The following is a 22936-nucleotide window of genomic DNA, read 5'->3' on the forward strand; positions in this document are numbered from 1 at the left end:
TCACGCCCCGACCAGGCGGGATTCGACGTGGTCGACCAGGTCGCCGACCCGCAGGGCGATGATGTCGTCGAGGTGCAGAGTGGACAGGAACTTCGGGATGTTGACGGCCGGGCCGTAGTGCGCGCCCAGCCGGCTGCCGAGGACGACGATGTCGATGCTCTCGAAGGCGAGGTCCTCCTGGAAGGAGCTGTCCCGGGTGATCGGGACGCCGCCGAGGTCGTAGCCGTCGAGTACCTCCAGGATGAGGTCGACGACCTCGTCGAGCACGGCTTTGTCGGAGTTCACTGGGCGTCCTTTCCGGTGGGCGCCCAGGTTCGTGTCCAGGCGACGATGTGTGCGGGTTGTGCGGTCAGCCCCACGGACCAGACCCTTTCGGGGGTACGGACGTCCGCGTGTTCCGCCCGCACCGATGTGACCCGGCACCAGTCGGCGGGGCAGCCTTCCGCGCGGGCCACGGCGTGGCGGGCGGCGTCGAGGCGGGCGGGCCAGCCGGGGTCGTCGTGTCCGTCCAGGAGCGCGCGGTCGGCGGGGTCGAGGTCGGCGGACCCCACCGCGGTCACGGCGATTCCGGTCCCGCCGGCCGCGGGCCGCACGAGGGCGACGCCCAGGCCGGGGCTGTGCGCCGCCGACACGTCCAGCTCCGGCAGGGCGAGGCCGTGTCGTCCGGTGACCGTCAGCTGGCCTGCGTGCTCGGTGGTCTCCAGTTCGGCGGGGAACACGGTGTCGTGCCCGGCGGCGAGCAGGTGGGCGCGGACGGCGTCCTTGAGCGCCAGCCTGCCCAGCAGCCAGTTCCTCTTGGTTCTCGGCGGCTGGCGTTCGTAGTCGGCCCACTCGGCGCGGGTCAGGTAGCTGCGGGCCATCAGTTCGCGGCTGGCCAGGTCCGGCCAGGACTCCCGCACCGCGTACCAGCCGGCGTCGTGGCGGTCGGCGAGCAGCGCCGTGCCGGCGGAGCGCTCCACGGCGCGGATCCGGTCGTCGCTGGCGAAGCGGTGCATCCGCCAGCCGTCGACCCGCGCCCATACGGTGCCGTCGGCGCGCACGAGGTGGGCCGCGCCGATGACTTCGGCGCCGGTGACGTCGGTGATGCGGGCCAGGCAGGTCACCTGCTCCCCCGGCGTGGGCGGCGCGGAGTGCAACGTGATCGCGCCGAAGCCGACGGGGAACAGGCGGCTGTCGCGTTCGAAGGACTCCAGGGTCCAGTAGGAGATGAGGTGTCCGGCGCTGTCCAGCAGGCCGCCGGGCGCGTCGGGGGTGGTGAGTACGCCGCGGATGTGCCGGTCACCGATCGCGTGGATCTGCGACACGCCCTGGTAGCCGGGGCCGTGGAACATCCACCGCAGGTCATACATCTGCCGGCCGGTGAGCCGGGGCGTGCGCTCGGCCTCGGGCGGGGGCGCCGAGGGTGCGGGCGGGTCGTGGGGGTAACGGTCGGCGAGTTCGACGATCGCCTGGGCGTACCCGACGACGGTGACCCGCAGCCGCGACGCGCCTTCGGCTCGGACCTGGAACGTGACGTCGACCGGCGGTTCGACGGCGAGCCACCGGTCGAACCGCGCGTCGTGCACGGCGACGGCCACCTGCCCGGGAGCCGTGTGCTCGGCGGCAGCCATCATCTGCCGGACGAGTTCGGTGGCGGGCACGACCGGGAACCCGTCGTACGGATCGGGCCAGTCGTCGGGCACTCCGAAGAACGCGTGGTCGCGTAGGTACGGCATCGTCTGCAGCGACATCTCGCGCACCGTGTCGGTGGGGCGCGACGGGTGGGCGGCGGCGAGCACGTCGAGTGCGGCCCGTTCGGTGTCGGCCAGCAGGGCACGAAGATCCGCGCGGACGCCGGGTTCGGCGACCCGGCCAGCAGAGGACCATGCGGCGGTGGCGGGGCCTGGCGACTCGTCGGCCGTGGCGAGGCTCGCAGGCCGCGCCGTGGTGGCGGGGCCGGGCGGCTGGCCGGCGGTGCGGGGCTGGGTCGGCTCGATCAGGCGGGGTGCGTGCGGTCCGAGGGAGACGACCTTGCCGCCCAGGTCCAGGCGCGCCATCCGGCGTGTGCCCGGTGTGTCGCGGGGGGTCAGCAGGTCTCCGGTGATGTGGCGGCCCTCCGCCCACAGCGCCGCGGCGACCCTGGCCAGTTGCCCGAGTCCGGTCCGTCGGGTCGAGCTGGCGGCGATCGCCAGGTGGTCGCGGCCGCGCAGCACGTCCTCGACGAGGGTGCTCAGTTGGCCGGGGCCGACCTGTACGAACGCGCGGATCCCGGCGGCGTACATCGACTCGATCAGTGGCCTAAACCGCACGGTCTGCACCAGGTGCCGGGAGAACAGGGCGCGCACCTCGTCGAGGTCGGCCGGGTAGGGGGCGGCGGTGGTCGCCGACCAGATCGGCGTTCCCGGTGCGCGCAGCGTCATCCGGTCGCCGTCGCGGCGGATCCGGTCGAGGTATGGCCGCAGGTACGGTGTGTGGAATCCCGACCGGAACGGCAGTACCTGCCCGAACACTCCCTCGTCGAGTAGCTCTGCGAGTAGGGCGCGGACCTGGTCGGCGGGGCCGCAGACGACGCACTGGTTCGGGGAGTTGTCGTGCGACATCACGACGTCCCCCGACGTCAGTCTGGGCGCGATCTGCTCGGCGGCTCGGCCGATCGTGGCGAACACGACGTCGGGCACTTCGAACGTGTCCGGGTCGAGCGTGCCGAGGACGTCGTCGAGTTCGGTGTCGGAGTACATGCCGGCGGTGACCATCGCCGTCCACTCGCCGATGGAGTGCCCGGCCAGCGCGTCGGGGTGGATGCCCTGGGCGCGCAGTGCGGTGTCCAGCAGCCGGCTGACGGCGACGACTGAGGTGCCGTGCAGGGCGAGGTTGTCGGTGGACAGTCGGGGCGCGGGCAGGCCGAGGCGGTCGGCGACGTCGTCGACTCGCGCCGTGAGGTCTGATTCGAGGCCGGGGTAGACGAAGGCGAGCTGACCTGAGCCGGCCAGGAGGGGGCGCGGGCTGAACCAGATGTCGTGGCGGCCGCGCCAGGGGCGGCCGGCGGCCAGTACCCGAAGAGCGGTGGTCTTCTTGTCCTCTGTCGGTTCGACGATCGCCAGCCGGCAGCCCGGGCCGGAGCCGGTCGTCTCGACGCCGGCCTTAAGGAGTTCGGCGAGGCGGTGCGGGGAGTCGGCGACGAGGCGCAGGACGTGGATGTGTTCGCGGACGCGCGCCGGGCCGGTGCCGTGTTGCTCGAGGATGACGTGGGCGCTGATGCCGCCGAAGCCGAACGCGTTGACAGCCGCCCGCCGCGGCCCGGCCGCCTGCCATGGCCGGGCGGCGTCGATGGGGTGGAACCGGGTGCCGGCGAGGTCCGGGTGAGGGTCGTCGCAGTGCAGGGTGGGCGGCAGTACCCCGTGGTGTACGGCGAGTGCGGCCTTGATCAGGCCGGCGATTCCGGCGGCGGGCATCGTGTGCCCGATCATGGATTTGACCGATCCGATGACGGCCGGGTCTCCTGGCCCGAACACCGCGCGCAGGGTGGCCAGCTCGGCGGCGTCCCCGGCGGGGGTGGCGGTGCCGTGCGCTTCCAGGAGGCCGATGGCGTCGGGGGCCGTGGGGTCCAGTCCCGCCGCCTGCCAGGCCCGGCGGACCGCGAGGACCTGTCCGGAGGTGGCCGGCTGCATCAGTCCGGCGGCGCCGGCGTCGCTGGCCACGCCGGTGCCGCGGATGACCGCGTACACCCGGTCGCCGTCGCGGCGGGCGTCGGTGAGGCGTTTGAGGACGACCACGCCGGTGCCCTCGCCGATCAGCAGGCCGTCGGCGTCGCGGTGCAACGGTCGGATGCGGCCGGTGGCGCTGAGCGCGCCGAGCCGGGAGAACACGCTCCACAGGGTGGCGTCATGGCCGTGGTGCACGCCGCCGGCCAGCACGAGGTCGCACCGGCCTGTGGTCAGTTCGGTGACGGCGTGGTCGACGGCGAGGAGTGAGGACGCGCAGGCGGCGTCGATCGTGTACGCGGGGCCGCCGAGCCCGAGGCGGTGCGCGATGCGCGACGCGGCGAGGTTGGGCACCACGCCGATCTCCGAGCCGCGCGATTCGGGGCCCAGTTCGGCGAGGAACGCCGCCCGCACCCGATCCAGGGCCTCCGGGGCCAGGTCGGGGAGCAGTTCGCCGAGTGACACGACGAGCTGGTGGGCGACACGGGTCCGTACGTCGATGCGGGCGATGCCGGCGGTGACGTACCCGCCCCGGCCGAGGATCACCGCGACGCGTTCCGGGTCGCCGATGCGGCCGCCCGCGTCGGCCAGCGCCGCCGTGGCGACGTGCAGGGCGATCAGTTGGTCGGGTTCGGTGCCGGGCAGCGCGGCGGGCATCACGCCCATCCCGATCGCGTCCACGGTGGCCAGCGCGCCGACGAACCCGCCGCGTCCGCCGGGGAACTGCTCGGCGGGCAGGTCGTAGTCGGGGTGGATGTCGGTGACGCTGTCGACGCCGGTGGTGAGGTTGCGCCAGTACGCGTCGAGGTCGCCGGCCCCCGGGAACAGGCAGGCCATCCCCACGACCGCGACCGGTGCCGCGGTCAGCACCCCGAGGCCGTGTACACCACGGCCGACAGCGTCGGATCGCCCCAGGCCAGCTCGCGCAGCAGCGCGGATGCGCCTTCGTGGGGTTCGATGAGGCCGATGGACCGTCGGCGGTAGTCGGCCGCGAGTTGCGCGGTGACCATGCCGCCGTGTTCGGGGTCCGGCGCCCAGGGGCCCCAGTGCACGGTCAGGGCACGGTGTCCGGTCCGGGCCGCCCACCCCCGGCCCAGGGATTCCAGGGCGTCGTTGGCGGCGGCGTAGTCGGTCTGGCCGCGGTTGCCCAGCACGGCGGCGATGCTGCCGAACAGGACGACGAAGCCGGGTCCGGCGGGCAGGTCACCGAGGGCGTCAAGGAGGTGTCGCGCCCCGTCGACCTTGGTGGTGAACACCCGGTGGAAGGAGTCGACGGTCTTGTCCGCGAGCAGTCGGTCCTCGATCACCCCGGCGGCGAAGACGACGCCGTCGAGGCGGCCGAACTCGGTGTGCGTCCATTTCACCAGGCCGCGTACCGCCTCCGAGTCCCGTGCATCCACTGTCATGTAGTGCGCCTGGCTGCCGAGCGCGCGGAGTTCGGCCAGGGTCGCGGCCACCTCGCGGCGGGCCAGGACCAGCCGGGCGTCGCGGTCCAGCTCGGCGGGTTCGCGCCGCCTGAGCCGGCCCAGCGCCGCCCGCACGGCCGGCAGGTCCGCAGCCTGGGCCAGCTCGTCAGGTTCCGGCGTGTCAGCGGGCGCGGTCCGGCCGGCCAGCACGATCCGGCACCCGCTGGCCCCGGCGACCGTCGCCGCGAACCGGGCGGTGATGCCCCGGGCGCCGCCGATCAGAAGGAGTACCGCCTCCCGCCCGAGCCCGAGCGCCGCCGCCTCGGCGGCGCCCTGCCCGTCGGGGCCGCCTCCGGTGGTGGCGAGCGCGCCCAGCGGTGCCGGTCGCGGCACCAGAGTCGACCGTTGCGGGTCGTCAGCCGGGCCGCACCGCACGACCGGCGGTCCGCCGTTCGTGCACAGTTCGTCGAGGACCAGCCGGGCGTTGTCGGCGGCGGGCCGGGCCGGGTCGACCTCGAGCAGGCGGACCGTCGCGTCCGGGCGCTCGTGGGCGACGGAGCGCACGAAGCCGCTCATTCCCGCCGCACGGTCCTCGCCTTCCGGGCGCGCCGCACCGGCCGGGCACGGTGTGACGGCGAGGAATCGGCGCACGGCCAGCGCGGCTGACCGCAGCTGCGGGAACTGGTCCGGTAGCAGGGGGCCGTCGCCGTCGGTCGCGGGGGCCAGGGCGTCGAGGTGGATGAACGCGTCGGCCGCGCCGAGGTCGTCGGGGCCGACGACGGCCGCCCCCAGGCCGGTGAGCAGCGCCGCGAGGGCCACGCCGACCGGGGTGCGCGCGCCGCATATCGCGTACACCCGGCCGGTCACGACATGGTCGGGTCGACGGTCGGCGGGCGCGGGCTCGGGTACCCGCAGGAGTCTGGCGGGCGCGACCCCGACGGGCCGTGGCGCCCGGGGGCCCTCGCCGGGGGCCTGTGCCGGCGCGGCGTGCCTCGGCCGGGACGCGTCCGGGGGTTCTGGCACGCTTCGCCCCTCGGGTGCTTGCGACCCGGGAGTGGGCGCGGCCGCCGCTGCGGCCTGCGCCTGCGGCATTGCCGCCGCGCCCACATCGGTGGGTGCTTGCACCACCGGCCGGGCCGTCGACGGTTCGCCCGGGCGACCCAGCTTCTCGTCGAGCCATGCGGCGATCGCGCCGGCCGTGCGCAGTTGGGTCAGCGCGTCGACGGCGTGGTCCCCGAGGCCGCCGTGCGCGAACCGGGTCGCGAGTTCACCGACGAGTTCGGTGCGCTTGATGGAGTCGATCGACAGGTCGGCCTCGAGGTCGAGATCCGGTTCGATCATGTCCACCGGGTAGCCGGTGCGTTCGCCGATCAGGTCGACCACCACCCGCAGGGTGCTGACGGACTCCGTGACCGGCCGCGCCGGCGCGGGCACCGGCTCCGGCAACCGGGATTCGGCCGGCGGGCGGGGGCCGGCGGGTTCGGTGCCGAAGTAGGCGAGCAGCACGTCGCGTTGGGCGGCGACGAACTCCCGGGTCGTCCGGAAGTAGTCGCTGACCAGCGCGTCCGGGTCGACGCTGGGACCGGGCGCGGCGACGGTGACCTGCCGGGCCGCGGTGACGCACCCGGGCAGCGGCCGGCCGGAGGCGTCGCGGACCAGCTGGCCGTCGACCGTCCACTGCGGGATGACAGCCGGGGAGGTGGCGGACAGCTCCACCGCGTCGCGGCCGTGGAACAGCCGCTCCAGGCGCAGCCGCGCGCCGCCGACGGCCAGTTCCGCGAGCCCCGACAGCGCCCCCGGCAGTCCGCCGCCCGCCCCGTCGAAGTGCACCGTGCGGTGCGGGCGACCGTCGAGGGTGGCGGCGACGAGACCACTGAGGACGGTGCCCGGGCCGCACTCGACGAAGATCCTGGCCCCGGCCGCGTACATCGCCTCGATCTGGTCTGCGAAGCGCACCGGGGCGCCGATCTGCGCGCCGAGCTCGGCGGCGACGGCGAGCGGCTCCGTGCCGTACGGCGCGGCGGTGCGGTTGGCCCAGACCTGCACCTCGGGCGCGCGCGGCGGCACGGCGGCCACCAGCTCCGCGAACCCGGCACCCGCGCCGGCCACGACCGGGCTGTGGAACGCGCAGGCGACCGGGAGTTCTCGGACCGAAAGGCCCGCGGCCCGCAGCCGTTTAACGGCCGCGGCCATCGGCCCGGTCGGCCCGGACACGACGACCTGGGTGGGCGCGTTGTGGTTGGCGAGGACGACGCCGGCCAGGCCGTCGAGCAGGTCCCGGACCTCCTCGGCGGGCGCGGAGACCGCGGCCATCGTTCCCGGGTCCTCCCCCGCCGCGGCGAGGATCAGCTCCGCGCGGGCGGCGCTGAGGTCCAGCAGTTCGGTGGCGCTGAGCACCCCGGCGGCGGCGAGCGCGACCAGTTCGCCGTAGCTGTGCCCGGCGACCATGTCCACGGCCAGGTCGACGGCGCCGAGGAACTGGTACGCGGCCAGGTCCGCGATGCCGAGCGCCGGTTGCGCGACTGTGGTGTCGCGCAGCGCGTCGCGTTGCCCGGAGGCCGTCGCCTCGTCGAAGGCCGCTCCCGGGTACAGCGCGTCGGCCCAGTGGCGCCCGGCCCGCAGCAGTTCCTGCAGCTCGGGGAACGCGACGAGCAATTCGGCTGCCATGCCGACGCGTTGGCTGCCCTGGCCGGGGAACAGCACGGCGACCCGCGGATCCGAGCACGGTGTACCCGTGAACGGTCCCGGGGTCGGCTCGCCGGTGACCGCCGCGGCCAGGAGCCGGGAAAGTTCCGGCACGTCCCTGGCGACCACGGCGATCTCGGCCCGCGTGCCGGCCTGGTCGAAGCGGCGCGCGGCCGTCAACGCGAGGTCACGCAGCCGCGCTGCCGGGTGCGCGTCAAGGACGCCGCGCAGCCAGTCGACGCAGGCGGCCCCGCCGAACAGGAACAGCTCGGCCGGCCACCGGTCGTGGCCGTGCCGGGGCGCCGGAGCGGGATGCCCGGTCAGGACGGCGTGGAAGTTCGTGCCACCGAAACCGAAGCCGCTGACCGCCGCGACCCGCTCGACCGGGGCCGCAGCCCACGGTAGGGCCCGGGTGTTGAACACGAACGGACTCGTCCCCGCGACCCACTGCGCGGCGGGGCTGGTCAGCTGCGAGGTCGGCGGCCGGACGCCGGTGTGCACGGCCAGGGCGGTCTTGATCAGCCCGGCCAGGCCGGCCGCGCACTTGGTGTGCCCGATCTGCGACTTCACCGACCCCAGCACCGTGCCGCCCGGACGCGCGCCGGCCGCGCCGAAGACCTCGGTGAGGGTGGCCAGTTCCGTCCGGTCCCCGACCGCGGTGCCGGTGCCGTGCGCCTCCACGAGGCCGACGTCGGCCGGCGAGAGCCCGGCCTGGGAGTAGGCCCGGGTCATGGCCCGGCGTTGCCCGTCGGCGCGGGGCGCGGTGAGCCCCAGGGACCGGCCGTCGCTGGAGCTGCCGATGCCCCGCACGACCGCGTACACCCGGTCGCCGTCGCGTTCGGCGTCGGCGAGGCGTTTGAGCACGACGCAGCCGACGCCCTCACCCAGCGCGATGCCGTCGGCTGCGGTGTCGAACGGGCGGGACCGCCCCGTGGGCGACAGCGCGCCGACCGAGGCGAACAGGTGGTAGTCATAGACGCCGTTGTGGGTGTCGGCTCCCCCGCACAGCGCGAGGTCGGCGGTGCCGGTGGCCAGTTCGCGGCAGGCGACGTCCAGCGCGGCCAGCGAGGAGGCGCAGGCGGCGTCGACGGTGTAGTTCGCCCCGCCGAGGTCGAGCCGGTTGGCGATCCGCCCGGAGATCACATTGGCGAGTACCCCGGGAAAGGTGTCCTCCGTGAACCGCGGCAACTGGGCGTCCAGCGCGGCCGGCATGTCGGCGAGATAGCCGGGCAGGGTCGCGCGCAAGGTGGCCGCCGTGGACAACTCCCCGCCCGACTCCGCCCCGAACACCACCGCCGTACGGCTACGGTCAAACGGCCGGGCCGGTCGGGCGGAGTCGGCGTAGCCGGCGTCGGCCAGCGCACGTCGGGCCACCTCCAGCGCGATCAACTGGACCGGCTCGATCGCCGCCAGCGAGGTGGGCGGGATGCCGAAGCGCAACGCGTCGAACGCGATCGGAGGCAGGAACCCGCCCCACTTCGACGGCAGCCGGCCGTCGGCGGGATCGGCGGAGTAGTGCACCCGGGCGTCCCATCGTTGCGCGGGCACCTCGGTCACGGAGTCGACCCCGTCGAGGACGTTCGCCCAGAAGTCCGCCGTGTCCTTCGCCCCGCCGAAGACGCCGGCCAGTCCGATGATCGCGATGTCGAGGGGTTCGGGGGCCTCGACGGGCTCGGCGACCGGCCCCTCGGCCCGGCCCGCCACCCATGCGGCGGCACCGTCCGTGACCGCGGCGTGCAGGTCGGCCACGGTGGTGACGTCGGCGCGCAGCACCGCGACCTGCCCGGCCATGAACAGGCCCTCGGCGAGCCGGGCGGTCTCGTCCACCGCGACGAGCGCGTCCCCGTCGCGACGCAGGCCCTTGCTGGCGATGCGCAGCCGGCCGACGTTGAGTTGTTCGAGCTGGTGCCACACCTCGCGCTCGGGCCCGCCGGCCGCACGCAGTCGGGCGCGGATCGCGTCGAACTCCGTGGTGAAGGGACTCTCGACGCACCGGGTGAGATGACCGGGCGCGGTCTCCAGCACGGACGTGCCCCGCGCGGCGCGGACCTGCTCCTGGAAGCCCCGCCCGATGGCTCCGCTGCGCACGGCCTCCGCGGTGAACAGGTAGCCGGTGCCCATCAGCACTCCGACGCCCACGCCCGTGGCGGTCAGGGGCGCGGCCATCGCCGCGATCATGGCCGCCGACCGCGCGTCGTGCACGCCCCCGGCGAACAGCACGTCGAGGTCGACGCCGGGGTTCGCCTCGCGGAAGTCCAGCAGGATGTCGATCTGGGCCTGCCACAGGCAGAAGCTGCTCCGGGGTCCGATGTGTCCCCCGCACTCGGCTCCCTCGAACACGAACCGGCGCGCGCCGGCGGCCAGGAACTGGCCGAGCAGCCGGGGTGACGGCACGTGCAGGAACGTGGCGATGCCCTCGTCCTCCAGCGCCAGGGCCTGCGCCGGCCGCCCGCCGGCGATGATGACGGCGGCGGGTCGCACCTCCCGGATCACGTCGAGCTGGGCCGCCCGGGTCTCCTCCGGCGCGAAGCCGAGGATGCCGGCGCCCCAGGGCCGCCCGTCGAGTTCCCGGGCGGTGGACTCCAGCAGGGTTCTGGTGGCGGCGGCGTCGGCGAGCGCGAGGGCCATGAACGGCAGGCCGCCGGCGTCGGCCACCGCGACGGCGAGTTCCGGGCGGTCACTGACCCTGGTCATCGGCCCCTGCACGACCCCGAGCCGGGTCCGCATCCGGCCGGCGAGTACCGATCCCTGGCCGAAGGCCTCGACGGCGTCCGTGCGCGACCCGGCGGCCACCGCGTCGCGGACCGCGCGGACGACGGTGGCCACGTCCCCGTACCGGCGGGCGAACTCGCCGGCCAGGAACCCGTCCTGCCCGACCGGCAGCGGACAACCCGCACCCGAGCGCGACCTGAGTATCCGATGTCCGTCCAGCACCTCGGTCTCGGTGCCGTCCATCGCCCCCAACCCGATGGCGGCCGCGGGTACCGCCGCGGCCTCGCGGAGCAACGCGAGTTGACTGTCGAGCACCACCCCGGCCGCGCCGCCGAGCACCGCGGCGGCCGCAGTGTGCGGACCGATGCCGCCCCAGGACCACACGGGCAGTTCGAGGTCGGACAAGAGCTGTTGCAGGAGAACGAACGAGCTGAGCTCCCCCACCCGACCACCGGCCTCGAAGCCCCGGGCGAGGATCCCGTGCGCTCCGGCCGCGGCGGCGGCCGCCGCCTCCGCCAGGCTGGTCACCTCGACGAGCACCCGCCGCCCACCCGCGCCCGCCGTGGCCACGTCGATGCGGTCCGTGCCGAGCACCACCACCTCGACCCGCGCCGGCAGATCCCCCGGTGTGCCGGCGAACCGGGGTCCCAGCCGCACTCCGAACGGGCCGGTCGTCCACCGTTGCGCCAGGTCCAGCTCACGCCGCGCCCGCCGGTCGCCGGAGCCCAGGTCGAGAACGCCCAGGGCTCCGGCCGAGCACAGTGCCGCGACGAGCCGCGCGTCGGGTTCTCCGAACGGGCTCACCCCGATGATCGACTCGGCCGCGATCGCCACGAAACCTCCAACGTCCGGGGGCCCCATGGCGCGGCGGCGCAGTCCACCGATCCGGGGCGGGATCTGAAAATCCGATGTGGACTCTAAGAGAAAAATCGACTATCGCACCTCAACGATGACAAATGTCACAAACCACCATCGAGTACCGCGTAGTGCGGGCTGCGACCAGCCCTACCTGTAGACAACGACCAGACACCGGTCAGGTCACGACACCGAGGAGCAGACGTCGATGGAGGCACCGCTCCTGTGACCGCGCCGGGTCGCCGTGGGGCCACTCCCCGCCGCATCTGCGGGGAGCACCTCCTCGCCCCGCACTGCCAGGGCTCGGATCCGGGACTACCCCGCGTCTGCGGGGCGGTCCGTTCGCGAGTCAGTGCGCGGACCGGGCCCCGGGACGGGTGAGGGGGTGGCGGGCCGTGAAAGCGGCCAGTCCTGTGGTGATCGGCACGGCGGCGATGAGGCCCAGGGTGCCGATGAGGCTGCGGACGACTTCCTGGGCGATGATCTGGTCAGTGAGTACCTGGCCGAGGGGTTGGTTTCCGGCGGCGATGAGGACAAGTAGCGGCAGTGACGCGCCGGCGTACGCCAGGATGATCGTGTTGATGACGGAGGCGATGTGTGCGCGCCCGACGCGGGTCGCGGCCCGGTAGAGTTGCCGGCTGCTGTAGCTGGGGTTGGCGTGCGCGAGTTCTTCGACGGTGGCGGCCTGGGTGACGGTGACGTCGTCGAGGACTCCGAGCGAGCCGATGAGGATGCCGGCGAGGAGCAGGCCGGGCATGTTGACGTGGTACACGGTCGCCAGATAGCTGTCGGAGTCGTCGGTGACCCCGGTCAGGTGCATCGCCGTGACGGCGATGGAGGACAACACCCCGGTGAGGATGAGGCTCGCCAGGGTGCCGGCCACCGCGACGGACGTCGAGGCGTGCAGGCCGTGGGTGATGTACAGGACGGTGAGCATGATCGCGGCCGAGCCGACGATGGCTACCGCCAGTGGGGGCTTTCCGGCGAGGATCGCCGGCACGACGAACAGCAGCAGTACCGCGAACGTGACCGCGAGGCCAGCGAGGGCTCCGACTCCGCTCCATCGTCCGAAGGCGATCACGGCCAGGGCGAACGCAATGCCGAGGGCCCATAGTTGCCCGCCGCGGCGGGCGTCTTGGATCTGGTACGCCGGCCCCGCGGACACGGTCAGCACCACCTCGTCGCCTGCGGCGAGCACGGGTGCGGTGGGGCCGTTGGGTAGGCGCACGGTCACGTCGGTGCCGGTCGCGGTGCCTGCGGTCAGGCGGACGGTCGCGGTGCCGCAGCCGTTCGGGCCGGCCTGTGCGCCCAGCGGCGGCTGCTGGTCGGCCGGGGCCTGGTCGCACGGCACGCGGTGCAGTGCGGTGACTGTGCCGTCGACGCGTGGCGGTCCTTGGGGGACGTCGGCGGCGTGTCCGTGAAACGGCCACAGCCAGAGCATGGCGACGGCGATGACCGCGCCGAGGGGGATGATGATCGCGAGGGTCACCGCCCGGATGTCGCGCTGGCCGGGCCGGGGCGGCCCGTGCTGGTGGTGGGCATGCATGGGTGACGTCCTCCGAGCGGCGATCGGCGACCTCACTGAGCGTATCGACCCGTTGGCGGTGAGTCTGCCGGTTGCCGGTTCGCCTTGTACTCCAACTCGCTGTGCCGCTGGTGGAGGCGAGCGGGCGGTTCCATGCCTGGGGCCCCGGAGGAGAAGAAACGGGCACCCGGGAGATGTCCCGGGTGCCCGTCCGTCGAGCTGTGTTGACTAGCTCAGGGTGAGCGCGGTGTCGTCGATGACGAACGAGGTCTGCAGGGACGAGTCCTCAACACCGTTGAACTTGATGGTGGCGGTCGTGCCGGCCAGCGACGAGACGTCGAAGGTCCGCAGGACGTAACCGGCGGCGGCGTTGACGTTGGAGTACGTCGCCAGGGTGGTGGAGCCGGCGGTCACGGTCAGCTTGTCGTAGACCGTGGAGCCCGTCTCGGCGGTGTCGATGTGCAGGTAGAAGCTCAGGGTCGCGTGGCATCCGGCGGGGATGGCCACAGACTGCGAGAGCGTGTCGGTGTGGCTGGAGCCGTAGCCGTTCATCCACGCCTTCCAGCTACCGCCGTGCGCGGGCTGGGTGGTGCCGCTGTCGAGGACGCCGGAGGTGGCGGTCCACGGGGTGGCGGTGCCGGTCTCGAAGCCGGGGTTGCCGAGCTTCTGGCCGGAGCAGGTGCCGGGGGTCGAGGTCGGGCTGGCCGTGGGGCTGGCCGACGGGCTCGGGCTGGTGGTCTTGGTCGGGGTCGGCGTCGGGGTGCCGCCGCCGGTGCAGGTCGGGTCGCCGGCCTGGGCCGGAACGCTGACCGCGTCCCACGCGGCCTTGACCGTGTTGAACTCGGTGCAGCCGGTCGCGCCGTAGAGGTTCTTGGCGGCCTGCAGCGTCCAGGTGCGGTACTTGAGGTACGAGGCCGACGAGGTCTTCATCAGCATCGCGTTGTACAGGACGGTGATCCACTTCTGGACGCCGATACCCGTGATCGTGGTGCTGTTGCAGGTCGGGCTGACCGGGCCACCGGCCGGGTTGGAGCCCATGGCGACGAGGTAGTCCCAGTGGTTACCGGGGCCGGCGACCGCGTGCACCTCACCGCTCGGGATCGAGCTGGAGTAGCAGTTCGGGTTGCCGTTGACCAGCGAGGGGTTGTACATGTTGCGGATCGGGCCGGTGCCGACGAGGTTGATCGACTCGCCGACGGTCCAGTCCGGGGTGTCGTACGGCGCCGGCTCGTTGGCGAAGTACTCGGTCGCCGCGCCGAAGGAGTCGGCGATCCACTCCTGGGTACCGTTGCCGGAGATGCCGCCGGGGGTGTGGTCGTCGATGCCGTGGCCGTTCTCGTGGGCGACGACGTCGATCGAGGAGATCCACTGGTTGGCGTTGTTGTGCCCGATCTGGACCTGCGTGCCGTCGTAGTAGGCGTTGACGTCAGCCAGGCCGACCCGGATCGGCCACGCGCCGCCGGAGCCGTCCAGGCCGTTGCGGCCCAGCCACTGCGAGAGCATCTTGACCTCGGTCTGCGTCGCGAACAGCGCGTCGACGCAGCCGGTCTCCTTGTTGGCCGCCGAGCCGTTGCCCCAGCTGTCGGAGGACTTGGTGAACGTGGTGTTGTTCGCCGCGTCCTGGCAGCTGAGGTTCGTCTGCGTCGGGTCCGTCATCGAGAAGGAGCTGCCCGAGCCGGAGGTGGCGATGGTGACCGGGCCGTTGTAGGCCGAGTTGCCCGTGCCGTTGGTGACGTGCTCCTTGCTGGCGAGCACCTTGCCGGTGACCGCGTCGACGTCCACCGTCTGGCGGGTCGCGCCGCCCTGCGCGGTGTGGCCGTGCACGGTGGACTCCCAGGCCAGGGTCGGGGTGCCGCCCAGCGCGAACACCACGAGCTGGGTGCCCTCGAGCGTCGGCGCCACGATCTTGGCCTTCGCGGTGGCCTCAGCGGCCGCCTGGGCGACCTGCGGGGTGACCGACAGGTTGCCGATCGCGTGGTCCTGGGCGACGGAGGCGAACTTCAGCTGGCCGAACCCGTCGGTGGCGAGCACGAAGTCGCCGCCGGTGACCTTGAGGCCCTTGTAGGTGCGGTCGTAGGCCACGTACTGCGTCCCGTGCGAGGCGACGGCCTCGTGCTGGACGAAGGTGTCGTCGGCGCTGGCCTTCAGGTACGACGGCCGGCTGGCGACGAGCGACGCGGTGGCCTGCATGGCCGAGGCGTGCGCGGCGAGCGCCGTGGGCGCCGCGGCCAGGGTGTCAGCGGGTGCCGTGACGGCCGCAGCGGTTCCGGCCGCGGCCACGGTGAGCGCGAGTGCGCCACCCACGGTCAGTATCCGTTGAGGGAGTTTCACGAATGCTCCTTCGCGCCAGGTCGGCGTCCGTCGTTCGTGGACGCCGCGCACTGGTCAAGGTGAGGGGTGGTGTGTGACGCACCGAGGCGTTGCTTGCGTGAGCTTGTAACACCCAGGTGGCGCAAAAGGTATCCGCGACCATCGCCTTGAGTCAATACCACTTAAGGCAACGTTACGAATGAAATGCGCCGGCCGCCCCGGCGATGCGCACCGCTTTCACAGAATTGCTCTCCGCAGTCAGCGGGGCTCCGTGTTCCGTCCCGCGTCAGAGTGAATCGGTGCCACGCACGCGCGCGAGAATTGCGTGAACGCGACGCCGCAAAGGCTCCCCTGCCTGGTGTGGGCTGCTGCGGGAGCGGGGTTTGGTCATCGCCGTTGCCACGTTTTTGGTCCGTCGAGGCGGCCGGATGGTCCGTTCACGTCCGGTTCAGGCGACCCTGTGGCCCCGCTGGACGGTGCCTGGGCGGCTGCAGGCACGCGGGCCGCCTCGGTGGGCGGGGCACCACGAAAGGTCCGCGTTTTCCCCGGATCGAGGGTTCACGGGGCGGCAAAAGTTTTGGACGCCGGCCGGTCGGCGGAATTGATTTCTCCCCAATGAGAAATGTAACGGCGATGACATCTGCCTGGCGGCTGGACAGTCAGATAACCTGCGCACCGCGGGGAGGCGATCTGGGTGGGAACGAATTGCCGCGAGTTCGGCCGAAATTAATAACAGATTTGTAACGTCGGCGACCGTCCAGCCTCTACGTTAGCGCATTCAGTTACGAGTATCGATCCTTGTGCACATTGATGGAACAGCCGAAAGCGAACCGCGAAGCCGTGTTCCGGCGCCGCGCGCTCGGGCACCGTTGCGACGTGGCCAGGCACCCACCCGGGTGCCTGGCCACGTCCGGTGCCGCTACGGCGCGAGGGACCGCAGGTCAAGGAAATGCCAGGCGAGTCCCTCATTGTCGCCGGTCGACCACAGCAGCCAGTTGTCGCGGACTCCGAACGCGCCGGCCGCCGACGCGACCTGCACGACGCGGTGACCGGGGATGTCGTACAGGAACAGAGGCCTGATGAGACCTGAGGCCGTGGAGGCCACCCCGGCGGTGAAGACGTCCAGGGTGTTCACCGCGCCGATCGGGTAGCTCGTCGGGCGTGCGCCCTGCTCGCCGAACCTGCGCGGGTCGCTGCCGTCGACGCGGCGCAGTTCCAGGACCCCGTCGTCACTTGACCTGCACCACGCGGGGCCGCAACTGAGCCGGCGGCCCTTGGCCGCTGGCACCTTCAGGACGGCCTTGGTGTCGGCGTTGAGGAGCTCCACCGGTGCCCCGGTCGTGCTGATGGCCGGGGACAGCCACGGCCACGCGGACAGGGTGTAGCGGCCCTTGACTCGGGTGGTGCTGACCGGTCCGCCGGTGGCCGGCACGGCGCGCAGTTCCGTGCCGCCGTCGGGTCCGTCGCCGGCCCAGTGCACGACGCCGTCGACGACCTGCAGATCCAACGCGCCCGCGCGTGCGCGGGGAGCGCCGGTGTCGGTGGCCAGCACCCGGGCCGGGCCGGCGGCGATGTCAGCGGTCCACAGGGTGGACCGCTGCCCTCCGTTGAGGTCCTTGACGCTGACGATCCAGAACAGTTGCCCGCCGGCGACGGTGTAGGCGTCCAACGTTCGGGCGAGGCCGGTGACGTTGGGGGCGAGTTCCCGGGTCTCGGTCGGGGTGCGCAGCACGAACGTCTTACCGTTGCGCATGCCCGCCAGGATGTCCGGCGAGACGACCAGGAGGGGCAGGAACGTGCTGCCGTCCGGCTGGACGCTGGGCAGAGTGCTCACCTTCGCCGCCGGCCATGCGGTCTCCAACGGCACGGGCGGGCCGGCGGCGGCCGGTTGCGCTGGTGGGGCCGCAGGGTGTGGGGCCGGCAGCGCGAACAGTGCGCCGACGGCGGCCACGGCTGCCAGGGTGCTGGCTCGCAGTCGAAGATCCATCACTCGTAGGCTTTCTTGGGAGCGGCGATCGGGGTCGCCTTCGTGACGGTGATGTAGGGAATCTTCTCGGCGCTGACCTCGTCGACGTCGGTGCGGGGGTCATACGTGCCGACGACCTCGATCCAGCTGTCCGGGGCCAGGCCGTCTGGCAGCGCGCCGGTGAGGCCGACTTTGATCGGCCGGGCGTCGGCGGCGCAGCAGGTGATGCGCAGCCGGGCCAGGTATACCCGGTTGTCGGGGCCTGCGACGACGAACCCGGAGAGTTTCACGGTCCGGTCGGTGAGGGTGCGGCCTCCGTCGAACACGGAGCGGCTGGCGTAGTCCAGGACGGATAGGCGGACCGGGTCGCCGGCGGGTAGTGGCGGGTAGTCGGCGTTGGCGGGGGCGGTGCCCAGGGCGGAGCCGGTCCGGTTGGCGGAGAATCCGCCGAGGGCGGGCGGGGCGAGCAGCAGCACGGCGAGCATCGGGACCATGAGCAGCCACGCGGCGTCAAACCGCCCGCCGTGCTCGTGCCCGTGCCCGTCGTGGTCATGGCCCTCGTGGTCATGGCCCTGGCGGGCGGTCTTGCGGAACAGGCCGGCGATCCCGAGGACGGCGATGGCGACCATCGCCCCGCCGGCCAGGTACAGCAGCGGCCACATGCCCTCCTTGACGTAGCGGACGTAATTCCCGCTGACCGTGGTCTTGAGGATCGCGCCGCCGACCAGCAGCAAGATCACCGACCGGGTGGCCTGTCTCACCACAGCAGCGCTCCTGTTCCGACGGCGACGAGTACGGCGATGACGAAGGTGGTGGGTGCGAACCGCAGCGCGAACCGCCGGCCGAACGCCCCGACCTGCATGGCGAACAGTTTCAGATCGACCATCGGGCCCACGACCAGGAACACCAACCGCGCCGTGAGCGAGAACTGGGTCAACGACGCCGCCACGAACGCGTCAGCCTCCGAACAGATCGACAACACCACAGCCAGGACGGCCAGCGCGAGCACAGCCAGCACCGGATTGTCCGCGACAGCCCGCAGCCACGACGGCGGCACGGTCACGTTCAGCGTCGCCGCGGCGAACGCGCCGATCGCCAGGTACCCGCCAGCCTGGGTCATGTCGTGCCGCGCCGCCGCCACGAACGCCATCACCTTGCCCTCGCCGGCGTGGTCGTGGTGTTTCGGCTGGCGCAGCCAGTCATCGCGGCCGACCCGCAGCCACAACCAGCCCATCAACACCGCCGCCCCCAGGCTCGCGCCGAACCGGGCGAACACCATGGACGGTTGACCAGGGAAGGCGACATACGTCGACACCATCACCACCGGATTGATCGCCGGCGCGGACAACAGGAACGCCAACGCCGCCCCCGGGGTGACGCCGCGGCGGACGAGCGCGCCAGCGACCGGCACCGAGGCGCACTCGCAGCCGGGCAGGATGCCCCCGGCGATACCAGCGGCCGGCACGGCCAACATCTTGTTCTTCGGCAAAGCCCTCGTGAAAAACGCCGGCGGCACGAACACCGCAATCGCCGCCGACAGCAGGGTGCCGAGGGCGACGAACGGCATCGCCTGAATCACGATCGAGATGAACACCGTCGACCAACTCTGCAACCGCGGCGTACCCATCGCATCAGAGAGAAGGCCCCTGCCCAGCGCCGCTAGCACGAGGAGAACGGCGAGGACCTCCACGGAACGCACCGACCAGCGTCGGGTTGACGCGGGTGGGGCGCCGGTGGCCCGCCCGACGGTTTGTGTCTGCACAGAGTGCAGGCTACGGCTCCAACGCCTCCAGATAAAGGAGTGAAAACCATATAACGGGCACGTTAGGTTGGGCGCAACGGTGCATCGCTCATCATGTCGACCCCTGAAGTGGGCCGTGAGCACCGGCGCGCCACGATCGCCGACCCGGCTCCTCGACGGCAGCCCGGCCGTGACAGCGCCCGGCCCGCCAGGACACGCGTCCCGGCGGGTCGGGGCCGGGTCAGGCCGGGGACTCCCGGATCGGAATCTCAAAGTGCACGACCGGTGACGCGTCCCGGTCGGCGTGTACCTGCTTGGCCTGGGAGCGCCAGAAGGCCTCCGCTCCGGGTACCCGGGTGTCGGTGTGCAGGTAGATGGCGCTGTAGCCGCCGGCCCGGGCGACGAAGGCGCACGCCTCGCCGACGAGGGCCCGGGCGAGGCCGTGGCGGCGGTGTTCGGGGCGGACGTACACCCGGAAGAGTTGGGCGGTGGATCCGGACGGGTAGCGCTCGACCAGCCACGCCGGGTGCGGCGGGCACCGGGGGCCCTCGGCGCGCACCCCGGTCGTGGCGACCACCTCCCCGTCGAGGATCGCGACGAACAACGCGTGGCGGGCCGGTGCCAGGTAGGCGGTGCGGGGATCCACGACGTCGGCATGCCAGCGGGGCACGTAGCCGTGGCCGAGGTCGCGGTAGAACGTGTCGAGCATGACGTGGCGCGCGCCGTCGAGGTCGCCCTCGCCCGCCGCCCTGATCGTGTAGGTCATCGCACCTCCTGGTCGGCGAGCGCGTCGAGTTGCGCCCGGGTGAGCGGGTGTCGCGGGTCGGTGAGCAGGGCCGCGGTGGGGCCGTGCTCGACGAGCTGTCCGTCGGCGAGGACGGCCAGATGGTCAGACATCTCTGCGACGAGCGGCAGGTCGTGGCTGATCAGCACGAGCGTGGTGGCCAAGCCGGCGAGCAGGTCCATCAGGGCGCGTTGGGTGAGCGGGTCCAGCGCGGAGGTGACCTCGTCGCAGACCAGCACATCGGGCTCGGCGAGGAGGGCCCGGGCGATGGCGGCGCGTTGCAGTTCGCCGCCGGACAGGCCACCCGGTCGCCTGCCGGCGGTTGCGGGGGCGACTCCCAGCCGGGTCAGGAGCGCGTCGGCCTCCGCGTGCGCCGGGCCGGTCGCGAGGCCGCGCAGCCGGATCGCGGTCCGTGCGACCTGGTCCAGGACGGGGCGGCGCTGGTCGAAGGAGGCGTGCGGGTCCTGGAACACGTACTGCACCCGGCGGCGCTGGGCCAGGTCGCGCCGGTCGAGTCGGGCGGGCAGTACCTCGCCGCGCACGCTCACCGTGCCGGTGGCCGGTTCGTGCAGGCCAGCCAGGCACCGGCCGAGGGTCGTCTTGCCGCTGCCGGACGCGCCGACGACGCCGAGGCGTCCGCCGGCCGGCACCGACAGGTCCAATGGGGCGAGGGCCGGGCGGCGGCCGTACCTGGCCGACAGGCCCGCGACCCGCAGGAGCGCCGCGGCGGGCGGCACCGGCGCGGGGATGCGCCATTGGGGCTCTGCGGCGAGAAGTTCCCGGGTGTAGGCGTGTACCGGTGCCGCCAACGTCGCGACCGGCCCCTGTTCGACGACCCGGCCCCGGCGCAGGACCACGATCTGTTCGGCGAGTACGCGGACCGCGCCGAGGTCGTGGGTGAGGAGCACGAGCGTGAGCCCGGCGGCGGCGAGTCCGGCGAGTTCGTCGAGGACGGCGCGGCGGGTGACCGGGTCCAGGCCGGTGGTGGGTTCGTCGAGGACGAGAACCCGGGGCCCGCCGACGAGTGCCCCGGCGAGGGCGAGCCGTTGCTGCTGGCCGCCGGAGAACTGGTGCGGGAATCGGCGCATCGTGTCACGGTCGGAGGGCAGTTGGGCCGCGGTGAGGGCGGCGGCCACGGCCTCGCGGGCACCGGCACGCCGGCCCCGCACCGCGGTGGACGGGCGCGCCCTCGCGAGTTCGGCGAGGACCCCGCCGACGCGACGGGCCGGGTTGAGCGCTGAGGCCGGGTGTTGGGGCACGTAGCCGACCAGGCCACGGGCCTTCTCGGCGAGCATGTCGTGGCCGTCGACGACGACCCGGCCCGCCAGGGTCACGCCGGGGCGGGTCTCGCCGAGGAGGGCGAGGCCGGTGGTCGTTTTGCCGCTGCCGGACTCTCCGATGAGGGCGAGCACCCCGCCGGCCCGGACCCGCACGGTCATACGGTCCACGATGGTTGTTCCATCGACGCGGGCCACCAGGTCGGTGAGTTCGATCATCGTCGTCTCCGGGTGAGGTCGTCGGCGAGCAGGTTCACGCCGACGGTGAGGGCCACGATCAGCAGCGCCGGGGCGAGGACCGCCCACGGCTGAAGGAGCAGGCCGGCGCGGTTGCGGTCGACGAGTACGGCCCAATCGGCCGAGCCGGGTGGCAGTCCGACGCCGAGGAAGTTAGCGGCGCCGACGAGGTACACGGCGGTGGTCAGCCGGGTGCCGGCGTCGGCGGCGAGGGGGCGGGCGATCTCGCGGGCGACGAAGACGGTGTACACCCGCCAGCGGGGCTCGCCCTGCAGCACCATCGCCTCGGCGGCCGGCCGGCGGATCGCGTCGAGGGCCGCGGCCCGCACGAGGCGGGCGATGGCCGGGGTGTTGACGACGGCGACGACGGCGACGACCATGCCGACGCCGCGGTCGGTGAGCGAGGCGACGAGCAACAGCACGAGCAGCGCGGGCACCGCCAGCAGCACGTCCAGGGGCCGCATCGCCAGCTCGTCGAGCCAGCGACGCCGGGTGCCGGCGGCGGCGAGTCCGAGAAGTGCCCCGGCGGCGTAGGCGACGAGGGTGGCGGCCGCGGCGAGCAGCAGGACGGAGGTGCCGCCGCGCAGAACCAGGCCGAGGACGTCGCGGCCGAGGAAATCGGTCCCCAGCAGGTGACCGGGGCCCGACCAGTAGGCGATGTCGCGCCTGGTGGTGGTCAACGGCGCGAACGCGGGGCCGGCGACGGCGACGGCGACCGGCACCGCGACGAGCGCCCCCGCGACCACGGTCCGGCCCCTCATCGTGCGCCTCCCGCCGCGGCCGGGCGGGCGGCGGGCGGCCATGGGCATCGGCTCGGTGTCACCTGGTCACCTGCGCCCGGGGCGTCAGGCGGTAGGCGGTCAGGTCGGCTGCCAGGTTCACGCAGATCACCACGGCCCCGACCAGTACGGTCGCGGCCTGCACGACCGGGATGTCGCGCCCGGACACCGCTTCGACGATCGCGGCGGCCAGCCCGGGCACGGCGAACACGGCCTCCACGACCACGATGCCGCCGAACAGCCAGTCGACGGTGCGGGCGAGTTGCTGCACGGCGGGGACGAGGGCGTTGGGCAGCGCGTGTCGCAACACCACCCGCCACGGGGACAGCCCGTGCCGTCGGACGTGTGCGACGTACTCCGACGCCAGGGCGTCGACCATCCCGGCCCGGATCAGCCGGACCAGGGAGGCCGCCGACCGGGCGAACAGGACCGTCACCGGCAGAACCAGCAGAACGGGCGTCTGTGCCAGGGAACCGCCGACGGCGGTGGCGGGCAGCACCCCGAGCCACAGGGCGAACACGGCGACGAGGAGCACGGCGAGGGCGTATTCGGGGACGGCGTGCAGGGCAACGGTCGCGGCGCTGATCGCCCGGTCGACCCTGCCTCCCTCGCGCAGCGCGGCGAGCACGCCGAGCAGCAGCGACAGCGGGAGCAGCACCGCGAGGGTGACCCCTGCCAGCAGAGCCGTGGGCCCGACAGCCGCGCCGAGCACGTCGCCGACCGGGCGGCCGGTGACCAGGGACGTACCCAGGTCACCGGTCACCAGATCCGTCAGCCAGTCGACGTAACGGTCCCACGCCGGCCGGTCCAGGCCCAGGGAGTGCCGGATCACGGCGATCCTGGCCGGGTCGGGCAGATCGCCCGCAGCGACCACGGCCGCGTCGCCGGGTAGGGCCGCGGTGAGGACGAAGACGCCGGTGGCGACGACGAACAGCTGGGCGAGGCCGACGCCCAGCCGGCCGATGGTGTAGCGCAGCAC

12 protein-coding genes are annotated in these 22936 nt (G+C 73.1%); all 12 read right to left on the reverse strand.

The features are described from left to right. The gene (locus IW245_RS12605) at positions 1–285 is read right to left on the reverse strand and encodes an acyl carrier protein (RefSeq protein ID WP_197003366.1); all 285 of its coding nucleotides are present in this window, start codon (positions 283–285) and stop codon (positions 1–3) included. Continuing rightward, positions 282–4550: a beta-ketoacyl synthase N-terminal-like domain-containing protein gene (locus IW245_RS12610; RefSeq protein ID WP_197003367.1), complete on the reverse strand. Its 4269-nt coding sequence runs from the start codon at positions 4548–4550 to the stop codon at positions 282–284. Before IW245_RS12610 ends, IW245_RS12605 begins: the two co-directional genes overlap by 4 nt. Next, positions 4544–11317, reverse strand: a complete 6774-nt coding sequence (locus IW245_RS12615) for a type I polyketide synthase (protein WP_197003368.1) — start codon at positions 11315–11317, stop codon at positions 4544–4546. The genes IW245_RS12610 and IW245_RS12615 overlap by 7 nt, the downstream gene beginning before the upstream one ends. 370 nt (positions 11318–11687) lie before the next feature. Continuing rightward, complete coding sequence (locus tag IW245_RS12620; protein WP_231398780.1) at positions 11688–12884, reverse strand: YibE/F family protein; 1197 nt, start codon at positions 12882–12884, stop codon at positions 11688–11690. A gap of 207 nt (positions 12885–13091) precedes the next feature. Further along, complete coding sequence (locus IW245_RS12625) at positions 13092–15194, reverse strand: M4 family metallopeptidase (RefSeq protein WP_233473211.1); 2103 nt, start codon at positions 15192–15194, stop codon at positions 13092–13094. 898 nt (positions 15195–16092) lie between these two features. Then, on the reverse strand, positions 16093–17160 hold the full coding sequence (locus IW245_RS12630) for a hypothetical protein (RefSeq protein ID WP_197003369.1): 1068 nt from the start codon (positions 17158–17160) through the stop codon (positions 16093–16095). Further along, positions 17160–17903, reverse strand: coding sequence for a TIGR03943 family putative permease subunit (locus IW245_RS12635; RefSeq protein WP_197003370.1), 744 nt, complete (start codon positions 17901–17903; stop codon positions 17160–17162). Before IW245_RS12635 ends, IW245_RS12630 begins: the two co-directional genes overlap by 1 nt. Further along, positions 17897–18901: a permease gene (locus IW245_RS12640; RefSeq protein ID WP_372445130.1), complete on the reverse strand. Its 1005-nt coding sequence runs from the start codon at positions 18899–18901 to the stop codon at positions 17897–17899. The genes IW245_RS12635 and IW245_RS12640 overlap by 7 nt, the downstream gene beginning before the upstream one ends. Before the next feature lie 220 nt (positions 18902–19121). After that, positions 19122–19646, reverse strand: a complete 525-nt coding sequence (locus tag IW245_RS12645; protein WP_197003371.1) for a GNAT family N-acetyltransferase — start codon at positions 19644–19646, stop codon at positions 19122–19124. Next, complete coding sequence (locus IW245_RS12650) at positions 19643–21160, reverse strand: ABC transporter ATP-binding protein (RefSeq protein WP_197003372.1); 1518 nt, start codon at positions 21158–21160, stop codon at positions 19643–19645. The genes IW245_RS12645 and IW245_RS12650 overlap by 4 nt, the downstream gene beginning before the upstream one ends. After that, positions 21157–21939 carry an ABC transporter permease subunit gene (locus IW245_RS12655; protein ID WP_197003373.1) on the reverse strand — a complete coding sequence of 261 codons (783 nt, stop codon included), beginning with the start codon at positions 21937–21939 and terminating at the stop codon, positions 21157–21159. The genes IW245_RS12650 and IW245_RS12655 overlap by 4 nt, the downstream gene beginning before the upstream one ends. Before the next feature lie 58 nt (positions 21940–21997). Then, positions 21998–22936 (reverse strand): ABC transporter permease, encoded by a 939-nt coding sequence (locus IW245_RS12660; protein ID WP_197003374.1) that lies wholly within the window; start codon positions 22934–22936, stop codon positions 21998–22000.

Origin of the sequence: Longispora fulva, from assembly GCF_015751905.1 — a bacterium.
GTDB classification, from domain to species: Bacteria; Actinomycetota; Actinomycetes; order Mycobacteriales; family Micromonosporaceae; genus Longispora; species Longispora fulva.